The 18321-nt window shown below is 64.6% G+C and carries 15 protein-coding genes and 1 tRNA gene; 3 read left to right on the top strand and 13 right to left on the bottom strand.

Annotation, left to right across the window (positions count from 1 at the left end):
- Positions 1-725 precede the first annotated feature (725 nt).
- The 8 genes from ACYQ7X_RS11575 to ACYQ7X_RS11540 all read right to left on the bottom strand — a co-directional run bounded on the left by ACYQ7X_RS11575 (position 726) and on the right by ACYQ7X_RS11540 (position 10684).
- Positions 726-1250: an HD domain-containing protein gene (locus ACYQ7X_RS11575; RefSeq protein ID WP_459697176.1), complete on the bottom strand. Its 525-nt coding sequence runs from the start codon at positions 1248-1250 to the stop codon at positions 726-728.
- Between the two features lie 323 nt (positions 1251-1573).
- Positions 1574-4648: a type I restriction endonuclease subunit R gene (locus ACYQ7X_RS11570; protein WP_459697175.1), complete on the bottom strand. Its 3075-nt coding sequence runs from the start codon at positions 4646-4648 to the stop codon at positions 1574-1576.
- Complete coding sequence (locus tag ACYQ7X_RS11565) at positions 4648-5883, bottom strand: restriction endonuclease subunit S (RefSeq protein ID WP_459697174.1); 1236 nt, start codon at positions 5881-5883, stop codon at positions 4648-4650. The genes ACYQ7X_RS11570 and ACYQ7X_RS11565 overlap by 1 nt, the downstream gene beginning before the upstream one ends.
- Positions 5880-7409: an HsdM family class I SAM-dependent methyltransferase gene (locus tag ACYQ7X_RS11560; RefSeq protein WP_459697186.1), complete on the bottom strand. Its 1530-nt coding sequence runs from the start codon at positions 7407-7409 to the stop codon at positions 5880-5882. The genes ACYQ7X_RS11565 and ACYQ7X_RS11560 overlap by 4 nt, the downstream gene beginning before the upstream one ends.
- Before the next feature lie 414 nt (positions 7410-7823).
- A tRNA-Ser gene (locus ACYQ7X_RS11555) sits at positions 7824-7913 on the bottom strand.
- A gap of 91 nt (positions 7914-8004) precedes the next feature.
- Complete coding sequence (locus ACYQ7X_RS11550) at positions 8005-8931, bottom strand: IclR family transcriptional regulator (protein ID WP_459697173.1); 927 nt, start codon at positions 8929-8931, stop codon at positions 8005-8007.
- Between the two features lie 217 nt (positions 8932-9148).
- Positions 9149-10159: a glycosyltransferase family 2 protein gene (locus ACYQ7X_RS11545; protein ID WP_459697172.1), complete on the bottom strand. Its 1011-nt coding sequence runs from the start codon at positions 10157-10159 to the stop codon at positions 9149-9151.
- A 27-nt stretch (positions 10160-10186) separates the two neighbouring features.
- A complete protein-coding gene (locus tag ACYQ7X_RS11540; RefSeq protein ID WP_459697171.1) occupies positions 10187-10684 on the bottom strand; it encodes a GtrA family protein in 498 nt (165 codons plus the stop codon).
- Positions 10685-10865: 181 nt separating this feature from the next.
- Here ACYQ7X_RS11540 and ACYQ7X_RS11535 point away from each other — a divergent pair, with 181 nt between their 5' ends.
- Entirely contained in the window at positions 10866-11363 is a 498-nt protein-coding gene (locus tag ACYQ7X_RS11535; RefSeq protein WP_459697170.1) for a L,D-transpeptidase family protein, read from the top strand.
- A 265-nt stretch (positions 11364-11628) separates the two neighbouring features.
- Complete coding sequence (locus tag ACYQ7X_RS11530; protein WP_459697185.1) at positions 11629-12372, top strand: response regulator transcription factor; 744 nt, start codon at positions 11629-11631, stop codon at positions 12370-12372.
- 38 nt (positions 12373-12410) lie between these two features.
- Here ACYQ7X_RS11530 and ACYQ7X_RS11525 read toward each other — a convergent pair whose 3' ends face one another.
- From ACYQ7X_RS11525 to ACYQ7X_RS11510, 4 genes are all read right to left on the bottom strand, one after another.
- Complete coding sequence (locus ACYQ7X_RS11525; RefSeq protein ID WP_459697169.1) at positions 12411-13217, bottom strand: HpcH/HpaI aldolase family protein; 807 nt, start codon at positions 13215-13217, stop codon at positions 12411-12413.
- Positions 13218-13336: 119 nt separating this feature from the next.
- Entirely contained in the window at positions 13337-13747 is a 411-nt protein-coding gene (locus ACYQ7X_RS11520; protein WP_459697168.1) for a c-type cytochrome, read from the bottom strand.
- Positions 13748-13834: 87 nt separating this feature from the next.
- Positions 13835-15034 carry a dual-specificity RNA methyltransferase RlmN gene (rlmN, locus tag ACYQ7X_RS11515; protein WP_459697167.1) on the bottom strand — a complete coding sequence of 400 codons (1200 nt, stop codon included), beginning with the start codon at positions 15032-15034 and terminating at the stop codon, positions 13835-13837.
- The gene (locus ACYQ7X_RS11510; RefSeq protein WP_459697166.1) at positions 15031-15528 is read right to left on the bottom strand and encodes an invasion associated locus B family protein; all 498 of its coding nucleotides are present in this window, start codon (positions 15526-15528) and stop codon (positions 15031-15033) included. Before ACYQ7X_RS11510 ends, rlmN begins: the two co-directional genes overlap by 4 nt.
- A 100-nt stretch (positions 15529-15628) precedes the next feature.
- Between ACYQ7X_RS11510 and ACYQ7X_RS11505 the strand changes: the two genes are divergently transcribed.
- On the top strand, positions 15629-16876 hold the full coding sequence (locus tag ACYQ7X_RS11505; protein WP_459697165.1) for a class I SAM-dependent methyltransferase: 1248 nt from the start codon (positions 15629-15631) through the stop codon (positions 16874-16876).
- Here the strand turns inward: ACYQ7X_RS11505 and ACYQ7X_RS11500 are convergent, their stop codons facing one another.
- Positions 16877-18319, bottom strand: a complete 1443-nt coding sequence (locus ACYQ7X_RS11500; protein ID WP_459697164.1) for an MFS transporter — start codon at positions 18317-18319, stop codon at positions 16877-16879.
- Positions 18320-18321 lie beyond the last annotated feature (2 nt).

The following is an 18321-nucleotide window of genomic DNA, read 5'->3' as shown; positions in this document are numbered from 1 at the left end:
TCCTTAATGCCGTTCTTACGAGCGGCGTTAAGATCACCAGCCGGATTCAACATTACAAGGCGGCACTCACCGGGCGGATACTGAGATGCAGCAGATGACCCGGCTCATTGATGCTGATGAGAAGCGTCGTCGTGACCGTGAGAGCACGCGGGCCCAGCGAAAGGCGGCAGGTGTTCAAAGCCGGGACGAATGGCTGCGCGCACACAGCACGAACCGTGATCGGCCATGGGAGGCCGCAGGCATCAGCCGTGCCACCTGGTATAGGCAGCACCAGGCAATGTGAGACAGGTCTGTCCCTACATCTACTGCTGCGAAGCCCGCACTGCGGTCGGGCGCCGCGCCGGCGGGGGCAGGCAGCTCACCTCCGAAGGTCTCGGCGGCGATGAGCGGGCAGCAGCCAGCGAGCGACAAGCTCGCGAAACCGGCACCGAGCCGGCGGCGAGCCCGGCCCTGCGCCGTCACACCCAAGTGGGATGGAGGAGCGAGAAGCCCAGGCTGCGCCTCGGTGCCGGCGTCCCACTCTCGCGTAGAAGGCGCGTGGGATGCGTCCCATCGAAGCGCCTCTAGCCGGCAAACAACCTCGGCGATTGTCTAAAGAAGAACAGAGAGGTCCGAGTTTGCCAGGCATCAGCCGCCTGCACGGGCCGGGTGGGACGAAAGTGAGTCGGAGAGCCGATTTATCCCTCCGTCCCATGCGGGGAGGCCGGGAAGCTCCCCCACTCAGCTCACCCGGCGGCCTGCAGGGCGGTCACCGTCCGCGCCAGCTCCTCCGCCAGAGGCCCAGGCAGCAGCCGGGAGAAGGCTTCCGAAAGCGCCGCATAATACCAGAGCGTGCCCTCCTGCCCGGCCTTGAACCGGTCATAGACGGTCGCGCCATGGGTCCGCACGTCGATCAGGATCGCGCGGGCATTGTGGACCTTGTCGGCGAGGCTGACGAGCAGCGCATCCGGCGCCGCGGTTTCGAGATGCGCGAGGTAAGCCTCCTTCCGCGCCCGCCAGGGCGGCTTGGGCAGCACATCCGCATCAGTGCAGGCGCGGACGATGCCGGCCACCCGCGGCCCAAAGCGTTCCGCGATCACCGCCTCATGCTCGGCGCCGACATCCTCCAGCACGTCATGTAGCAGCCCGGCGATTGCCTGGTCCTCATCACCGCCGAATTCCATCACCAGCGCCGAGACGCTCATGAGATGCGAGATATAGGGAATCTCGGTCCCTTTCCGCCGCTGGTTGCCATGCAGGTCGGCCGCCATCACGATCGCTTCGGCAAGGCGACGCGTCCGCGGCGATTCAGGTAAGTCATGTGCCACTTTAGGGAAGCTCCAAAAGAGTCAGTTCCGGAATCCTAAACAAATCCTTGCCAATGCCAATCGGCCAGCATGACGGGTCATCATGCGGTGGCGATTAGGAAATTCCCTTGGTCTTTGGCACGCATTTCCTAATCGTTTTTGCAGGGCGGGCTAGGACGAGCGAGCCAGCTATCCTATAGCCAGCGGCACGCGAGAGCGGGTCTTAGTTGCCGGAGTGCTCAAACCTGATAAGCCACGGCGCACGCCTTGTAGCCAAGGCTGAGCAATCATCGGCTGGTTTCGCTGCTTCGGATACGCTCATACACCTCCCGCGCCAGATGCTCATGGGCGGCGTTGCGGAATTGCTTGTCGCTCATCACCCGATTGAAGATCTCGTCATTTCCTTCCATGCGCTGAATGAAAAGGTCATCGAGAATACGACCGAAGAAGGCCGAGAAATTTTCCGCCGAATTGGCCTTCGCGGCCTCGACCACCTTTTCGTCTAGCTCGGCCGTCGCGCGCACCTGGTCGAAGAAAAGCTGATCAGCCTCCGTAAACTCCGTGCCGAACCGCTCGTTGAGCTGGTCGACCAAAGTGGAAAGAGGCACATCACTGTCCTTCTCCCGACCCGATCCAACATCGGTCGGCCCTTTGAGTGGATCGGCCTCGCCTTTGGATAGGTCGATCGTCCCCTCGCTCACCTGCTGGAGACGGAAAAATTTCAGCGCCACATCGTCATCGAGAGTGAATTTGCTGCCGTCACCCGGTGGCGGCAGCTTGGGCGCCAAATTGCGCAGGAAGGCGTAAAGCCGCTCCAGTTCCTCGTCGAAGTAGGGCAGTATCTGGGAGAGGAAGCCATAGAGGTTACGGAAGGCGGTCAGCAGCCCGCGGAACTCCTCCTGTTCGGCTTCCTCTCGCTCGTTAAATCGGTCGACGCAGCGGTCCAGAATTGCGTTCATTAGCCTGTGATCCTGCCCACTCGGGTCGCGCCGCGCCTTGAACCAGACGGCCGCGAACTCCGTCACGTCCTGCGGCGTAAAGATCGCCGGTTGCAGCAGCTTATGATGCAGCTCGTTCAGCTTCTGGGGATCGGCATTCTCGCCGACCGGCGTTGTCTCGTAATACGGCTTGAACGCCTTGAAGATGTCGTCCTCCTCATTGCGAAAATCGAGGACAAAGCTGCGTGTCTTGCCCGGCGCAATGCGATTGAGGCGCGAAAGGGTCTGCACCGCCTGAACGCCTGCCAGCCTCTTCACCACATACATCGTCTGCAAGAGCGGCTGGTCGAAGCCTGTCTGATACTTCTCCGCCACGATGAGCACGCGATAGTCTTCACCGGCGAAGCGCTCCGGCAATTCCCGTTCCGGCAGGCCCTCGTTCATGCCGACCTCCGTGAAGGCCGATCCCTGCTGGTCCGGATCTTCGACTGTGCCGGAGAAGGCGACCAGCGCACGAATGCCGCTATAGCCCTTGTCCTTGATATAGCGGTCGAACGCCTGCTTGTATTTGACGGCGGAGAGGCGCGAGGCGGTCACCACCATGGCCTTCGCCCGCCCGCCCAATTCGTGCATCACCTTCAGGCGGAAATGCTCGATGATGACCTGTACCACCTGCTCGATATTGACGGGGTGCAGTTCCAGAAACTGGCTAAGCGCCCGAGCCGCCGCCTTCTTTGGCACATCCGGGTCATCCTCGATCTGCTTCACCAGGCCGAAGAAGCGCTTGTAGGTGGTGTAGTTCTGCAGCACGTCCAAGATGAAGCCTTCCTCGATCGCCTGCCGCATCGAGTATTCGTGGAACGGGGCCGCGCCCGAAGGCCCGGGCTCATCAAACACGGCCTTGGTTTTGAACTTGGGCGTGGCGGTGAAGGCGAAGAAGCTCAGATTTGGCTGGCGCGCCCGGCTCATTACCTCCCGGAGGATACCGGCCTTCGCTTCCTCGGTAAGCTGGTCATCCTCCTCATCTCCCAGCTGGGCGGCGATGGCGTCGGCGATGCCGTCTTTGTTGAGGATGCCCTTGAGCGCCGCGACCGTCTCGCCCGATTGGGAACTGTGGGCCTCATCCACGATCACGGCGAAGCGCTTGCCTGCTGTGCTCAAGGCCACGCCTTCGCCTTTACTCTCTAGGGTGCGGATGGCCTGGCTGATGAAAGGAAACTTCTGGATGGTCGAGATGACGATGGGCACGCCGCTCGCCAGCGCGCGAGCCAGTTGCTGGGTATTCTCGTCAATCTTCTCCACCACCCCCGTCTTGTGTTCGAACTGGTAGACGGTGTTCTGCAATTGCTGGTCGAGCACCCGCCGATCGGTGATGACGATGACCGAAGAGAATACCTTGGCATCTTGCGCATCATGCAGGCTGGCCAGCCGATGGGCGAGCCAGGCGATGCTGTTCGACTTGCCGGAACCTGCGGAGTGCTGAATGAGGTAATTGCGCCCCGGCCCATGGTCCCGCGCGTGGTTAACGAGCTTCCGAACGGCATCCAGCTGATGATAGCGCGGGAAGATCATGGTTTCCCGTCGCACTTTCCGCTTGCCGCTCGGTGTTTCGACCGTCCGTTCGCTCACGTCGAGGTGCATGAAGCGCTGGAGGATATCGAGCAGACTATCCGCCCGTAGCACCTCATCCCAGAGGTAATGCGTCTTCCAATTGCCCGGTACTGGCGGATTGCCCGCGCCGAAATTGTGGCCGCGGTTGAAGGGCAGGAAGAGAGTCTCTGATCCCTTCAGTTCCGTCGTCATCCAGGCTTCGTCAGGGTCCACCGCGAAATGCACCAGCGCGCGTTCCTTGAAGCGGAACAGAGGGTCCCGCCCGTCCCGGTCGGTCTTGTATTGCCTGCAGGCATCCTCGGCACGCTGGCCCGTGAGCGGGTTCTTCAGCTCGATGGTGACAATCGGCAGGCCGTTCAGGCTTAGCACCACATCGATGATGCATGTGCGCGGCTTGCCATCTGGTCGCTTTAGCACCTCGGAGGTGAAGGCGAGCTGACGCGTGATGGTCAGCCGATTGGCGGCATAGCGCGCGGCGCTCTCCGGGTTCATGCCCGAATTGGGCTGAAACCAGGCCAGCCGCAGCTCCTTGCCGTAGCATTTGAAACCATGCCGCAGCACGCCCAGCGCTCCCTTGCTCGCCAGCTCCTTGGTCAGGCTGTCGATGACGGTGGCGGCGGTGCGGTCCTTCAACATCGCTTCGAGCTGCGCCCAGCGCGCGGATTGGCTCTCGCGGATGAAGCCAATTACGTCGTCGGGGAACAGGGCGCTGGCGGGATCGAAGGCGACCGGCGTGCGCTTCTGGTAGCGGTCGTTGGTGATGAGGCCGTGTTCGATGGCAGATTCGAAAGCGTGTTCGGTGTGGCCCGACATCAGCGTAACCCCTCAATTTGGCCGGTGACGGCGGCAGTGATGAGGGCCGAGCGATATTCCGAAAGCCGTCTCATGCTCGCGCCACATTTCTCGATCACAGGACCAATCGAGTGAAGACCAGCGATAACAGCTTTCTCGATTACCGCTTGTTCTTCCAGTGGCGGAATCCAAACTGGTAGAGACATGAGGTTATCTTTGGTTAACTTTGGCTGGGCAGAGCCAGAAATATACGGATCGAGGGGATATATGGCCAATAATTCTGCACAAAACCAGATAGTTAGGTCAGTCGGGCGCAAGATATGAGCATGATTATTAACCCAATATTTCCCAGCTGCACGAAATGCGAGGGGGGTGGAGCGTGATAAGAGGTTCGCACCGTCTTCAGCAACTAAGACTGTCGGAAAGTCGAAGATATATTCATCGACATAGTCGATGATCCCAGACGCACCGTAATAAGGGTAGACACGCTCGATACCCTTCCGCAATTCGGCGGCAATGGGGATACGCATCCGATTCAGACTTTCTGCCGTGTAGCGAAGTGATCGCACCTCCCAATGCGCGGGGATCTGGCCGAGCCAGTCGATGCCGCTGTCTTTCATGGGGGCGGCGGGGTTGAGGCCCTTGGTGACGGCCTGGGTGATGATTGCCTGCCGCTTCTCCGCCAGCCGCTCCAGTAGCTCCCGCTTCCTCTCGATCAACCCATCGATCTGCGCTGTCTTTTCATCCAGAAAAGCCGCAATGCGCTTTTGAATTTCCAGGGATGGGAAGGCAAAGGGGGCAGCCTTGACCTTTTCCGCTGTGAAATGCGGAATAGTTGCCACATTGCAAATTAGGTCAACATAACCGGCCAGCTTGAGAAAGGTGAACCACCAGAACAGGTAGCGGCTTGCGATTTGCTTGCCGTCCAGAGGACGAACACGATTAATAGCGTTTTGAAAATAGTATTCGTCATCGGAGGTAAATTGTGCGGTGCGCCCGGCGTCGCCACCCTCGCTGATGAGTATATCGTCGCGCTTGAGGCGGAATTTCTCCTTTTCGTGCGGTTTGATCCACATCGCAAATTGATGGGAAAGGTCCAAGCCGGATTTGGCGATGCTGATTGCCCGCAGATAGGGCAGCAGTTCATCATCATCCCCACTAGGGTCGTTCTGGAGCATCTTCCCAAGCTGGACGTGAGAAAATTTCGATACGGAAGATCGACGCCAGTCGGCTGGAATGACGATCTCGAAGCTCACGCCAACAGCCCCTTGAGCAGCCCGGCGATCTCGCCCTCGAGCGTTGCGATATCAGCTTCGATCTCCGCCAGCGGGCGTGGCGGCTTATAGACGTAGAAATGCCGGTTGATCGGAATCTCGTAGCCAACCTTGGTCTTGCTGTAGTCCACCCAGGCATCGGGCACGTGGGGCAGCACCTCGGCTGTGATATAAGCGTCGATCGTCTCCCGCATCGCCTCCACCAGATCGTCGTTCGGCATGTCCGGCCCGAACTGCATCGGCAGAGGCAGTGCCGTGCCCGGCGGCAGGGGGATATTCTCGGTATCGCGCAGCTCGCTATCGGGCTCGGGCCGGCCCTTACTGTCCCGGCAGATTTCGGCCTCCGGGTCGCGCTCGCCCAAGGCGGCAAAGATCGCCTTCTTGATCGGTGCAGGCAGTTTCAGCTTGGCACGCTGGGCAGCAGCATCGAGATCGGCCTCGAAATGCTCGCGATCCCTATAGAATCCCTTGCGCTTAAGCGTCGCCAGCATGCCGCGGATCGCGTCCTGCTGGGCACGCCCTTCCGCCTCCTCCGCTTCAACGGCCTTGGCGTCCTTGCGCTTCTTAGAGACGGCGAGGCCCAAGAAAGCCGATTGCTCATCCAGCCGGGCGATGCGCTCTTTCGTCGCTTCGAAATTGAGGCGCAGCGGCCGCTCGACCGTGACTTTCAGGAAGCCAAACTCGCGGTTCTCGAAGATGCGGCTGACGACGCGCTTCTCCGGGCTGCCATTGATCGGCACCTCCTCCTGCTCGCCATCCTGGAAATTTCCGTAGATCTCGGTCAGGCGGTCGATATGAGCGTCAGAGAGCTCGTTGCGCTTGTTGTTCAGGCTCTTCTTCATTTTCTGAAAGAAGCGCGTGCCGTCGATCAGCTGCACACGGCCGCGTCGCTCGGCTGGCTTGCGGTTGGTAACGAGCCAAATATAGGTGAAGATGCCGGTATTGTAGAAAAGCTGGTCCGGCAGGGCGACGATTGCGTCCAGCCAGTCATTCTCGATGATCCAGCGCCGGATATTGGATGGGCCGGAACCAGCATCGCCGCTGAAGAGGGGCGAGCCATTGAAGATGATGGCGATCTTCGATCCTTCGCCGCCCTTCTCCGGCGGGTCTTTCATCTTGGAAATCATGTGCTGGAGGAAGAGCAGCGAGCCGTCATTGATCGCGGGCAGGCCGGCGCCGAAGCGGCCGGAGAAGCCCATTTCATTCGCCTCCCGCTCAACGCCCTTCTGCTGGTCCTTCCACTCAACACCGAAGGGCGGATTGGCCAGCATGTAATGGAACTGGCGGCCCAGGAAACCATCGCTCGTCTTGCCATCCCCCAGCGTGTCGCCGAGGATGATGTGGTCGGTCTCCTCATCCTTGATGAGCATGTCGGAGCAGCAGATCGCCCAGCTTTCGTCGTTATATTCCTGGCCGTAGAGGCCGAGATGGGCCTTGGCGTTGCCGGCGCGGATCGTTTCTTCCGAGACCGAGAGCATGCCGCCGGTGCCGCAGGCTGGGTCGTAAATCTCCCGGTAGACGCCGGGTTTGTAGGCGGGGGCTGTTCCTCGCCCTTTGCCGCCACGGCCGGTGCCTGCTGAGCAAGGCTAGCGGCTTGCTCAGGCCTGGGCTTAAGATATCCTAGAGTTTCGACAGTCGGACGATCCGCCTCGGGCGGCGACCGCAGCAAGGCTCCCTTTCGGGGAGGGGGAGCGCCATTTTCGCCCCAGTGATCTCGGCGAGAAACCGAGGACAAACCTCGCGGAGGGGAGGGGTTTCGTTTGCCAGCTCAGTCGCTCTTGGCCTCAGCGGTTCCCGGTCAGTCCCGGTGATGGCCCGAACGGCTACCGACAAGCGCATCGCAGGTTGTGGGTAAGATTGCGGGTAGATAGTCCAGGCGAGACGAAATAACCTAACGATATCAGATACTTATATGGGTTAAATGGCGGAGAGGGTGGGATTCGAACCCACGGTACGCTTGCACGCACAACGGTTTTCGAGACCGCCCCAATCGGCCGCTCTGGCACCTCTCCGTGTGTTCCGCGGCTTATAGGTAGCTTCGCGGCCGGCGGCAAGCGCCTCGCGCGAGGTTCTGGGCCCGCCGGGGCGCGGGCCGGCCCGACTTCAGGCCATCATCTCGTAAGAGGAGGCGCGGGCGGCGCGCGGCGTGCTCTCCAAACCCTCAGTCCCCGCCGCCTTGCCATTGCCGTTGCCGTTCAAGCGGAGTGAGGCGACCCCGAGCGGGCCGAAAGGCCGCCAGCCGACGCGGTCTTCCACCCGCGCCGCCGCCTCACGCGCCGCATTGGCGAAACGATCGAGCGATTCGCGCACCCGCAGTTCCGGCATGATGATGCTGATCGTCATCTCGCAGATGCCGGACGCGTTCATGATCGGCGCGGCGACGCAAGCAATCCCCTCGTCGGTGCCGGAAAGCTGTGTCGCGTAGCCGAGCCGGCGCGCCTCGTCGCAGAGGGCGGCGAATTGTTGCGGGTCCATCGGCGCGCGGCCGGTGGCGGAGGGCACCGCATATTGGCGGAACAACTCCACCTGCTCATGCTGCGGCAGATGGGCGAGGAAGAAGCGCCCGGAGACACTCCAGTTCAACGGCACCTGCGCGCCGATGCGGCTCGATACGCGGAGGTTGCGCGAGGCCTCGGCCATATCCTGGATCACCACATAGCCATCATGCCGGGCGCAGAGCTGAACCGTCTCCCCCAATTCCTGAGCGAGCTTGCGCATTTCGTGCCGCGCCTCGCGCAGGAGATCGACGTTACGGCCATAGGCGAGGCCGTAATGATACATCCGGCTGCCGAACCATACCGCGCCGGCATCGTCGCGCTCCAGAAGCCCTGCCTGCACCAGTGCATCGACGACTCCATAGATCGTCGATACCGGCGCACGGATCGCCTTGGCGAGATCATAGGCCGAGGTCGCCTTGCCTTCGATGACCAGACGGTCCAGCACCTGTGTCGCGCGCAAAAGCCCGCTCATGCGTGAACGGGGGCTACTGCCTTGGCTTTCGGTCGTGAAGGAATGAATGTCCGCGTCCATGGCCTAACTCCTCCCCGCCTTGCGGCCCTGAGACAAGCCGGCCGGCGTGTTTTCGCGCCGGGAGCCGAAGCCGCCCCGAGCACCACTCTATGGCAATAAATAGGCAGAGCGACGCCGCGCCGCAAGGAAGTACCGCCGCTGGGGCGCATGCCGGCCTTGCATTAGGGCGGAGCAACTTACGGCGCAACGATGTTGCGCTGCAGCATTTTGCGCGTGATCAGCCGTCCATCGGCGGCCGGCGCGCCGCACCCGGCAGGCCGGACCAGATCTCGCGCCGCAGCCTCTGCCAGAGATGGCCGCGCCATTGCCCATCGGTGCGATAGAGATAGGATCGTGCCGCCGCGGGAAGCGGCCGGGCAGGGGCGGGGAGCGGCATGCGCAGCCCCTGGCAGATCCCGGCTGCGCCCTGCGCGGGCAGGCCGATCCGCAAGCTCTTGACGGCGTAGGCAGCGATGCGGAGCGCGAGCGCCGGCCAGGGCGTCCGCCACTTGCGGGCGATATAAAGCCGGTTGCGCAGATAGAGCCGCCAGCGCTGCCCCTGCCAGGCCACGCGCTCGGCCGCCGCCAGGCCATGATGCACCGCGATATCGCCCGCATACAGCAGCCGCCACCCGGCGGCGATGGCGCGGAGCGCGAAATCGAATTCTTCCCAGGTGAAGTGCAGCGCCGCATCATAGCCGCCGAGCGCAGCCCAGGCCGAGCGGCGGATGGCATGCCCGGCGCCGACGAAAGTTGCCGCTTCGAAGCGTTCGCCGGCCCGCGGCAGGAGGGCGAGCGGATAGCCCCAGGAGGCGAGATCTTCGGCTGCGCCGCGGCCGTCGAGGATGCGAAAGCCGATGGCGGCGAGTTCGGGCTCGGCCCGCAGGAGGGCGGCGGCTGCCGCCGCCGTCCCCTCCGTCGCGAAGACTGCATCATTATCGAGCGCGATGAGCGCCGCGCCATGGCCGAGCGCCGCCGCCGCGTTGCGCCCGCCGGCAACGCCGAGGTTTTCCGGGGAGAAGGCGAGCATCGCATCCTGCCGCCCCGCGATGAGGCCAGCGAAGCGGGCGAGGGTCGCGGCATCCGACCCCTGGTCGAGCACGATCACATGGCGGGAAAGCCCGCTCTGCGCGAGGGCGGAGCGGATGGCGGCTTCGGTCTCCGCCGCACGGCCGAGGCTGAGGATGAGGATATCGGCGTCGTAGGAGGAAGAGGCCGGCGGGGGCCGCCCGGCATGGAGCTGGATCACCGCCGAGGGCCCGCGCCGGTCCTGCTTTCAGCGGAAGACGACCCGCGCCGACATGAAGAAGTTCACCCATAGCCCCGCGATGGAGCCGGCGGCGAGGGCGATGACGGGATGCGCGATACAGAGCGGAGAAGTTGTGACGAGGGCGATATAGGTGCCGCGGTTGAGGACGAAGCCGATGCCGTTGGTCGCCAGATAGCGCATCCATTCATGATGCAGCCGGCCGGTGCTGCGGCCGCGGAAGGTCCAGATGCGGTTGAGGAACCAGTTGACGGTGGCGGCGACGAAGAAGGAGAGCAGCCCGGCCGGCACGAGGCCGACGCCGAAACCGAAATGAGCGGTATGGACCACCGCGTAATCGACGCCGAAGCCGATCGTGCCGACCACGCCGAACTGGATGAAGCGCTGGGCGAGGGGGATATGGCGTGCCAGGCGGGAGGTGAGGCCGCGCGGCGCGGTCTCGTTCTCGGCCAAGGGCAGCGGAGCGGCAGGATGGGTCAAGGAAACGTCTCGCCTGTCTTGGGTCATGACTGTCCGGCAGCCTTTTGCACGCCCCGGCCATGCGGTCGATTTACGGCTTTTTAATGCGGCGCGGGAAGAAAACTTGTAGCCGCAGAGGCGTCTGCGGCAACAAACCTAAGAATAAGTTCATCTATCCGCGCGCCGCCCGGCGCAAACATGCCACAATCACGCTTTAGCTCTCTTCTCCATGAGCGATGCGATAGTGACGCCGGATGGCTGGTTCCGTCTCGGCGCTAAAACCTACAGGGCCTGCATCGGCCGTGGCGGTGTCTCGCCCGCGAAAGAGGAAGGCGATGGTGCGACCCCGGCGGGCCTGTTGCCGCTGCGCCGCGTGCTCTATCGGGCGGATCGCGTGGCGCCGCCGCGCGCCTCGGTTCCGCTGGAGCCGATCGGCCCGGAGGATGGCTGGTGCGACGATCCGCGCGATCCGGCCTATAATCGGATGATCCGCCGGCCCTTCGCCGCGCGCCATGAGCGGTTGTGGCGGAAGGATCGGCTTTACGACGTCATCGGCGTGCTGGGCTGGAACGATGATCCGGTGCAGCCGGGTCGCGGCTCGGCGATCTTTCTGCACGTGACGGCCCCCGACCGCAGGCCGACGGAGGGTTGCGTGGCGCTCGACCCGCCCGATCTCTTGGCGGCGCTCGCCATGGGGCTTGGCGCGATTCACGTTGTTTTGATGTAACCGAGGGGCGCAAAGGCGAGGCGTAACAGCCGGAAAGCCCGGCCGATCAGGTGCTTTCCGGCTTTTAATTGGGCTTATCCGGTCAAGAGCCGCGAAATCGTAAGTCGAGATTATAGTAAATCGCGTGAGCGGCCCTATTTCGAGTTCGTCTCTTCGATGCAGGCGGGCGGGTGCCGGGAATGTTCGATGCGTTTGGGAATAGGAGCGGCCGCCTTGCGCACCATATCCGCTCCGCCCTGTCAGGAGGTGCGAGATGCTGAATTCGATGGTTGAGGAGGAAAGGAGAGAAGTGGTGGAGAAATCCAACGGAGATGAACGTGCAATTCTGATCGTGGATGATGATCTGTCACTGCGTTCGACCCTCGCCGAGCAGCTGGTGCTGGATGGGGAGTTCCGCTCCGCCGAGGCCGGAACGGTCGCCGAGGCCGAGAAGATTCTGGCCCAGCCCGGCACGCGTTTCGATGCCATCATTCTCGATGTCAGCCTACCGGATGGTGACGGGCGGGATTTCTGCATCCGGCTCCGCGAGCGCGCATTCAAGATGCCGATCATCATGCTGACCGGATCGGCCGAGGAGACGGATGTCGTCCGCGGGCTCGATTCTGGCGCGAATGATTATGTCTCGAAGCCGTTTCGGCTTTCGGAGCTGATGGCCCGGCTGCGCGCGCAGCTGCGGCTGTTCGAGAACAGCGAGGATGCGGTTTTCACCATCGGGCCCTATGTCTTCCGCCCGGCGACCAAGCTGATGCACGACCCGGCCAAGAACCGGCGCATCAGGTTGACCGAGAAGGAGGCGGCGATCCTCAAATTCCTCTATCGCGCGGGGTCCAAGGCGGTGGCGCGACAGGTGCTGCTGAACGAGGTCTGGGGCTATAACGCAGCTGTCACCACCCATACGCTGGAGACGCATATCTATCGGCTCCGCCAGAAGATCGAGCCGAATCCGAGCAATTCGCAGCTGCTCATTACGGAAGCAGGCGGCTATCGCCTGGATCCCAAGGCGAGCTGAGCGGGGCGAGCGCTCCGCTTTCTGCCCCGCCGCTCGCCTCAATAAGGCGCGGGCGTCTCGCCTGACGGGGCCGCGGCGCGTAGCGTGCTCAGCGCGCGGCGTGATCCTTCAACGAGATAGGTCACGTCCGAACCGACCGTCACGAAATTGAAGCCCGCCGCGATCATGCGGCCGGCATAGGCGGCGGCGCCATTGTGGATACCGGCGATCTTGCCGGCGGCGCGGGCGCGCCGGCCGATATCGGTGATGACGCGCAGCATCTCGGCATCCTCATGATCGAGCCTCGGCTGCCGGCCGAGGGCAAGTGCGAGATCGTTCGGCCCGATATAGATCGCATCGAGGCCCGGCACGCCGAGGATCGCATCGAGCGCCGCATAAGCGGCGGCAGTCTCGATCATCGCGAAGCGCAGGATCGTCTCGTTGGCGTGGGCGGCATAGGTCGCGCCGGCGTAATAGGCCGCGCGGATAGGCCCCATGCTGCGCCGCCCGCGCGGCGGGTAGGAGGTGGCGGCGACGAAAGCCTCCACATCGGCGGCACTCTCGATCATCGGGCAGATGACGCCATAGGCGCCGGCATCGAGGATTTTGCCCAGGATTCCGGGCTCGAGCCAAGGGGCACGCACCAGCGGCACCGTCTCCGTCGTGGAGATGGCCGCCATCATGGGGGCGAGGTCGTTATAGTCGATCACCCCATGCTGCATGTCGATCGTCAGGCTGTCCCACCCTTGATGCGCCATCACTTCAGCCGAGAAGGCGCAGGGCAGGGCAAGCCAGCCGTTGATCGCGGCACTACCGGCGCCGATCAGGCGCCGGATGCGGTTCGGGCGAATGGCGGCTTCCGGCATCGGCGTTTCCTCCCCAAGGAGGAAAAGCTAGAGCAGATCCCGGGCGGGGGAAATCATCCGCACGCCGATCCGCCGCCGAAGACGCGGTAAGCGCTTGGCCGGGGCCTGCGGCCAGCCGCTCAGCGCTTGCCGCCCTGGGCATTGAACTGCTCAAGATAGGCGATCACATCCGCGCGATCCCGCGGATTGGGCATGCCCGGGAAATACATCTTTGTGCCCGGCGCCACGTGCGAAGGGCTGATCAGCCAGGCATTAAGCTCCGCCACCGTCCAGCGCTTGCCGGCTTTGCGACCGTTGAGCAGAGCCTGGGAGTAGGCAAAGCCGGGATAAGAGGCCCAGCGGCTGCCGACGATACCATCCAGCGGCGGCCCGACCTTGACCCGGGGATGCGGGCCGATGGCGTGGCAGCCGAAGCACATGCCGTAATCGAGCTTGCCGCGGGCCGCGTCCCCTGCCGCCTGCGCGAGGGGCGCGAAGCCGAGAAGCGTGAGGGTGAGGGCGAGAGCGGCGGCGCTGGTCTTCAATCTCATGGGCATTCCCCTTCCTGGTCCGCGAAGGGTCTAGGCGGGGTGGATTACGCCTGCCTTACCATGGGGCCAAGGCGGCGCTCCCCGGCCTCAGATCTCAGCCTTGGCGCGGCCGCGCGCGAGCACCGTTTCGGTCTTGAGCTGGCCGCAGGCGGCGAGGATATCGCGGCCGCGCGGGGCGCGGACGGGCGAGGCATAGCCTGCAGCCATCACGATATTGGCGAAACGCCGGATGGCATTGCCCGAACTCGTCTCGTAGCGGCTGCCGGGCCAGGGGTTGAAGGGAATGAGGTTCACCTTCGCCGGCAGCCCATGGATCAACCGCACCAGCTCCCGCGCATCGGCCTCCGAATCGTTGATGCCCTTGAGCATGACGTATTCGAAGGTAATGCGCCGGGCATTCGAAGCGGGCGGGTAGCGATGGCAGGCGGCGATCAGCTCGGCGATCGGATATTTGCGATTGAGCGGCACCAGCTCATCCCGCAGATCGTCACGCACGGCATGGAACGAGACCGCGAGGTTGACGCCGAGTTCCGCGCCCGCGCGGTCCATCATCGGCACGACACCGCTGGTGGAGAGCGTGATGCGCCGGCGGGAGAGCGCGATCCCCTCGCCATCCATCACGATCTTCATCGCCTTGGCGACGTTCTCGTAATTGTAGAGCGGTTCGCCCATGCCCATGAGCACGATGGTCGAAAGCAGGCGCGGCGTTTCGCCCTTGGGGCTCGGCCATTCGCCATAACTGTCCCGCGCGGCCATGAACTGGCCGACGATTTCGGCGGCACCCAGGTTGCGCATCAGCCGCTGCGTGCCGGTGTGGCAGAAGCTGCAGGAGAGCGTGCAGCCGACCTGGGAGGAGATGCAGACCGCACCGCGATCCTCGTCCGGATCAGGGATATAGACCGTCTCGGCTTCCTGCCCGTCGCGGAAGCGGAAGAGGAATTTGCGGGTCTCGTCCGTGCTCGTCTGCACAACGGCCGCCTCCGGCCGGCCGACCACGAAATGCTCGGCGAGCTTTTCGCGCAGCGGCTTGGCGATGGTGCTCATCTTCGCGAAGTCGGTCTCGCCCTGGTGGTAGATCCAGTGCCAGAGCTGCTTGGCGCGGAACGGCGCTTCGCCGATCTCCTGCACCGCGCCTGCCAGCTCCTCGCGCGAGAGCCCGACGAGATCCTGCCGACCATCGGCGAGCTTGGCGGGCGGCGGGGCGAAGAGGGCCGCCTTGGCGAGGATGCGGGCGGCATCCTCGGGCAGGGCGGTGGCGCTTGCCGGGGTGGGGAGGGCCGCGCTCACTTGGCGGGGCAGGCCTTCACGATCGCCCCGTAGGCGGCCGAGAAGCCGGCGAGCGAGAAGGTCTCCTTGCGGTCGTGGCCGCCCTTGTCCTTCCAGCTGGCAACCGCCTGGTTGCCCTTCTGCATGCCGATGACGGTGGCGCGGCCATCCCGCGCATAGGCATGGATGCCGGAGGTGTAGAAGGAGATCGGCGGTTGCGCGTCGATCTGGACGGCGACTTCCGTTTTGGCGGGATAGGCGCTGGCGGCGTTGACCACCACCTCATCGCGCGAGGCAGGGCGTTCGGAGACAATGATCATCGGCGCGGTGGGCAGCTTGGCCGCGCCGAGCGCGCGGGTGAAGGCATAGCAGACATGGCTGCCGCCGGCCGTGTATTCGGCCGAGGTCCAATCCGCGAAGATGCCGAGCGAGGTGGGGCCGGCGGCAGCGGCGGCGGCAAGTTCGGGCGCCGCGGCGGCGAGCAGAAAACAGGCGGAGAGAAGAATCTTGCGCATGGCCGCACGCATAAGGGAGGTGCCCTGTCCTTCGCAAGTGAAGCTTGGCGCAATCTCCGCATGTCTCGCCAGCGCCGGCCGAAGCCGCTAAAGCGGCGGCATGAGCGATGCCACCGATGCCCAGCTTGCCGCCCAATACGAGGCCTATCCCTATCCCGCCCGCGATCCGAAGGACGAGGCGAAGCGGCTCGTCATCGGCAGCCCGTCGCATCTGCGCGAGATCGACTATTGGGTTTTCGGCGCAGGGCGCCCGCAATCCCGGCCGCTCCGCGCGCTGATCGCCGGTGGCGGCACGGGCGATGGCACGATCATGCTGGCAACCCATCTCGCGCGCCGCGGCGAGGGCGGCCGGGTGGTCTATCTCGATCGCTCGCGCGCCGCGATGGGCGTGGCGCGGGCGCGCGCGGAAGCGCGGGGACTGCGCAATATCGATTGGGTGGAGGGCTCGCTCCTCGATCTGCCGCAACGCGGCCTCGGCCTCTTCGATTACATCGATTGCTGCGGCGTGCTGCACCACCTGCCGGAGCCGGAGGCCGGGCTTGCCGCGCTGGTGGCGGCGCTCGCGCCAGGCGGCGGCATGGGCCTCATGGTCTATGCCCCGCACGGCCGCACCGGCGTCTATATGGTGCAGGATGCGCTCGCTCGCCTCGCGCCGGCGGAGGAGCCGCCGGCCGCGCGGCTCGATATCGCGCGGCGGGTGATGCGCCACCTGCCGGAAAGCAACTGGCTGCGCTTCAACCGCAACTTCACCGACCATATCAACGGCGGCGATGCCGGGCTCTACGATCTACTGCTCAACCCGCGGGACCGCGCTTTCACCGTGCCGCGCTTCGCGGCCCTGCTGGCCAGCGCCGGGATGGAGGTTGCGGCCTTCATGGAGCCGATGCGCTATGACCCGGCCACCTGGGCGCCCGATCCCAAGCTCCGCGCCCGCATTGCCGCCCTCCCCCCTATCGAGCGGGCAGCCCTCGCCGAGGCGCTCTGCGGCAATATGAGCGTGCATATCGCCTATTGCCGGCGGCAGAGCGAGCCGATCCTCCGCGCCGATCCGATGGCGGAAGAGGCGATTCCGGTGATGCGCGAGGTGCCGGGCGCCGAACTCGTCAAGTCGCTCCAGCCCGATGGTTCGATCGGCTTTCTGTTCGATGGCCTGCGCGCCGTGCTCCGCCTGCCGCCGCAGGCCCGTGCCATCCTGCCGGCGATCGACGGGGAGCGGAACCTCGCGGCGCTGACCGCCTATTTCGCCGAGCGCGGCATGCCGGCGGAGAAGTTCCGCCGCGCCTGGGGGGAGATCTTCGCCGCCCTCGAACCCGTCAACCGCGTGCTGCTGGCCGCGCCCCGCGGCTGATCAGCCCTTCGCCGCCGCCTGCGGCCTGGCGTTCGGCACCCGTAGGCGGAGCATGCTGACGATGGCCCCACCGGCCGCCAGCAGGCAGGCGAGGCCGAGCGCCACCGGCATCTGCCCGTGCGGGGCGAGCTTGAAGACGAGTGCCGCGAGCGTCGCCCCCAGGGTCTGCCCGGTCAGCCGTGCCAGCCCCAGCATGCCATTGGCGCTGCCGCTGCGGTGGCGCGGGGCGGAGCCCATGATCGCCCGGTTGTTGGGGGACTGGAAGAGCCCGAAGCCCGCGCCGCAGATCGCCAGCCGCCAGCAGATTTCCCAGTTCGAGGGATGCGCCGGCAGCGCCGCGGTCAGGCCGAGGCCGAGCGCGAAGAGGCCGAGACCGAGGCCGCCGAGCAGCCCGGCCGGAAAGCGATCCGCCAGCCGGCCGGCGATCGGCGCCACGAACATGATGACGAAGGGCCAGGGCGTCATCAGCAGCCCCGTCATCACCTCGCTCTTGCCGAGCGTATCCTGCACGAAGAAGGGGATGGAGACGAAGGCCAGCATCTGCGCGCAGAAGGAGCAGACGGAGGTGATCATCGAGAGCCGGAACAGCGGGATGCGCAGCAGGTCGATCGGCAGCAGCGGCTCCGCCCGCTGCAACTGCCGCAGGACGAGGGCGACACCCGCGACCACGCCGACCACCACCTCGGCGAGCCCGAGCTCCCAATGCCGCCCGCGCGAGAGGTCCATCAGCCCGAACATGCCGACGCCGAAGGAAAGGCCCGAGAGGATGGCGCTGGGCAGATCGAAGCGCATGGAGGAGTGGTGGCTTTCCGGCACCGAGCGGAGCGCCACCGCGAGGCAGATGAGGCCGAGCGGCACGTTGATCGCGAAAAGCCATTCCCAATGCGCGACAGCGAGGATGCCCGACGCGATGGAGGGCGCGACGGCGGTGGAGCCGGCAACCACGAAAGCGTTGATGGCGAGACCCTGGCCGAGCCGCGCGCGCGGATAGGAGAAGCGGATGATGGCGCCTGTCACGCTCATCTCGCCCGCCGCGCCGCACCCCTGGAAGATGCGGGCGAGCGTGAGCTGCCCGAGGGTCGAGGACAGCGCGCAGGCGAGCGAGGCGAGGGTGAAGAGCACGATGCCGCCGAGGAAGATCCGTCGGTAGCCGTAGATCTCGCCGAGCGCCGAAAAGGGCAGCAGCAGCACGATCACCGCGATCTGGTAGGCGTTGATGATGGCGACCGAATCATGCGGGCTGACATGCACATCCGCCGCGATCGTCGGCAGCGCGACATTGGCGATGGTGCCGTCCAGCACCGCCATGACGAGGCCGAGTGCGACCGCCGCCACCGCCCAGAAACGCTGCGGCTGAGCGAGCCCATCCTCGGGCACAATGAGCGAGCGCGGGGTCACGCGGCGGGCCTCGCGCCCCGCATGGGCGTGGCGGAACGCTTCCATAG

This window comes from Acidisoma sp. C75 (assembly GCF_054665095.1).
This window is presented reverse-complemented; position numbering and strand designations above follow the sequence as displayed.

Coding starts and splice junctions, on each gene's coding strand:
- ACYQ7X_RS11570 (WP_459697175.1), bottom strand. CDS start 4,648: ATGTCGGGCCACACCGAACACGCTTTCGAATCTGCCATCGAACACGGC.
- ACYQ7X_RS11575 (WP_459697176.1), bottom strand. CDS start 1,250: ATGGCGGCCGACCTGCATGGCAACCAGCGGCGGAAAGGGACCGAGATT.
- ACYQ7X_RS11525 (WP_459697169.1), bottom strand. CDS start 13,217: ATGCCGGAAGCCGCCATTCGCCCGAACCGCATCCGGCGCCTGATCGGC.
- ACYQ7X_RS11540 (WP_459697171.1), bottom strand. CDS start 10,684: ATGACCCAAGACAGGCGAGACGTTTCCTTGACCCATCCTGCCGCTCCG.
- ACYQ7X_RS11535 (WP_459697170.1), top strand. CDS start 10,866: ATGAGCGATGCGATAGTGACGCCGGATGGCTGGTTCCGTCTCGGCGCT.
- ACYQ7X_RS11500 (WP_459697164.1), bottom strand. CDS start 18,319: ATGGAAGCGTTCCGCCACGCCCATGCGGGGCGCGAGGCCCGCCGCGTG.
- ACYQ7X_RS11530 (WP_459697185.1), top strand. CDS start 11,629: ATGGTTGAGGAGGAAAGGAGAGAAGTGGTGGAGAAATCCAACGGAGAT.
- ACYQ7X_RS11550 (WP_459697173.1), bottom strand. CDS start 8,931: ATGGACGCGGACATTCATTCCTTCACGACCGAAAGCCAAGGCAGTAGC.
- ACYQ7X_RS11505 (WP_459697165.1), top strand. CDS start 15,629: ATGAGCGATGCCACCGATGCCCAGCTTGCCGCCCAATACGAGGCCTAT.
- ACYQ7X_RS11520 (WP_459697168.1), bottom strand. CDS start 13,747: ATGAGATTGAAGACCAGCGCCGCCGCTCTCGCCCTCACCCTCACGCTT.
- ACYQ7X_RS11510 (WP_459697166.1), bottom strand. CDS start 15,528: ATGCGCAAGATTCTTCTCTCCGCCTGTTTTCTGCTCGCCGCCGCGGCG.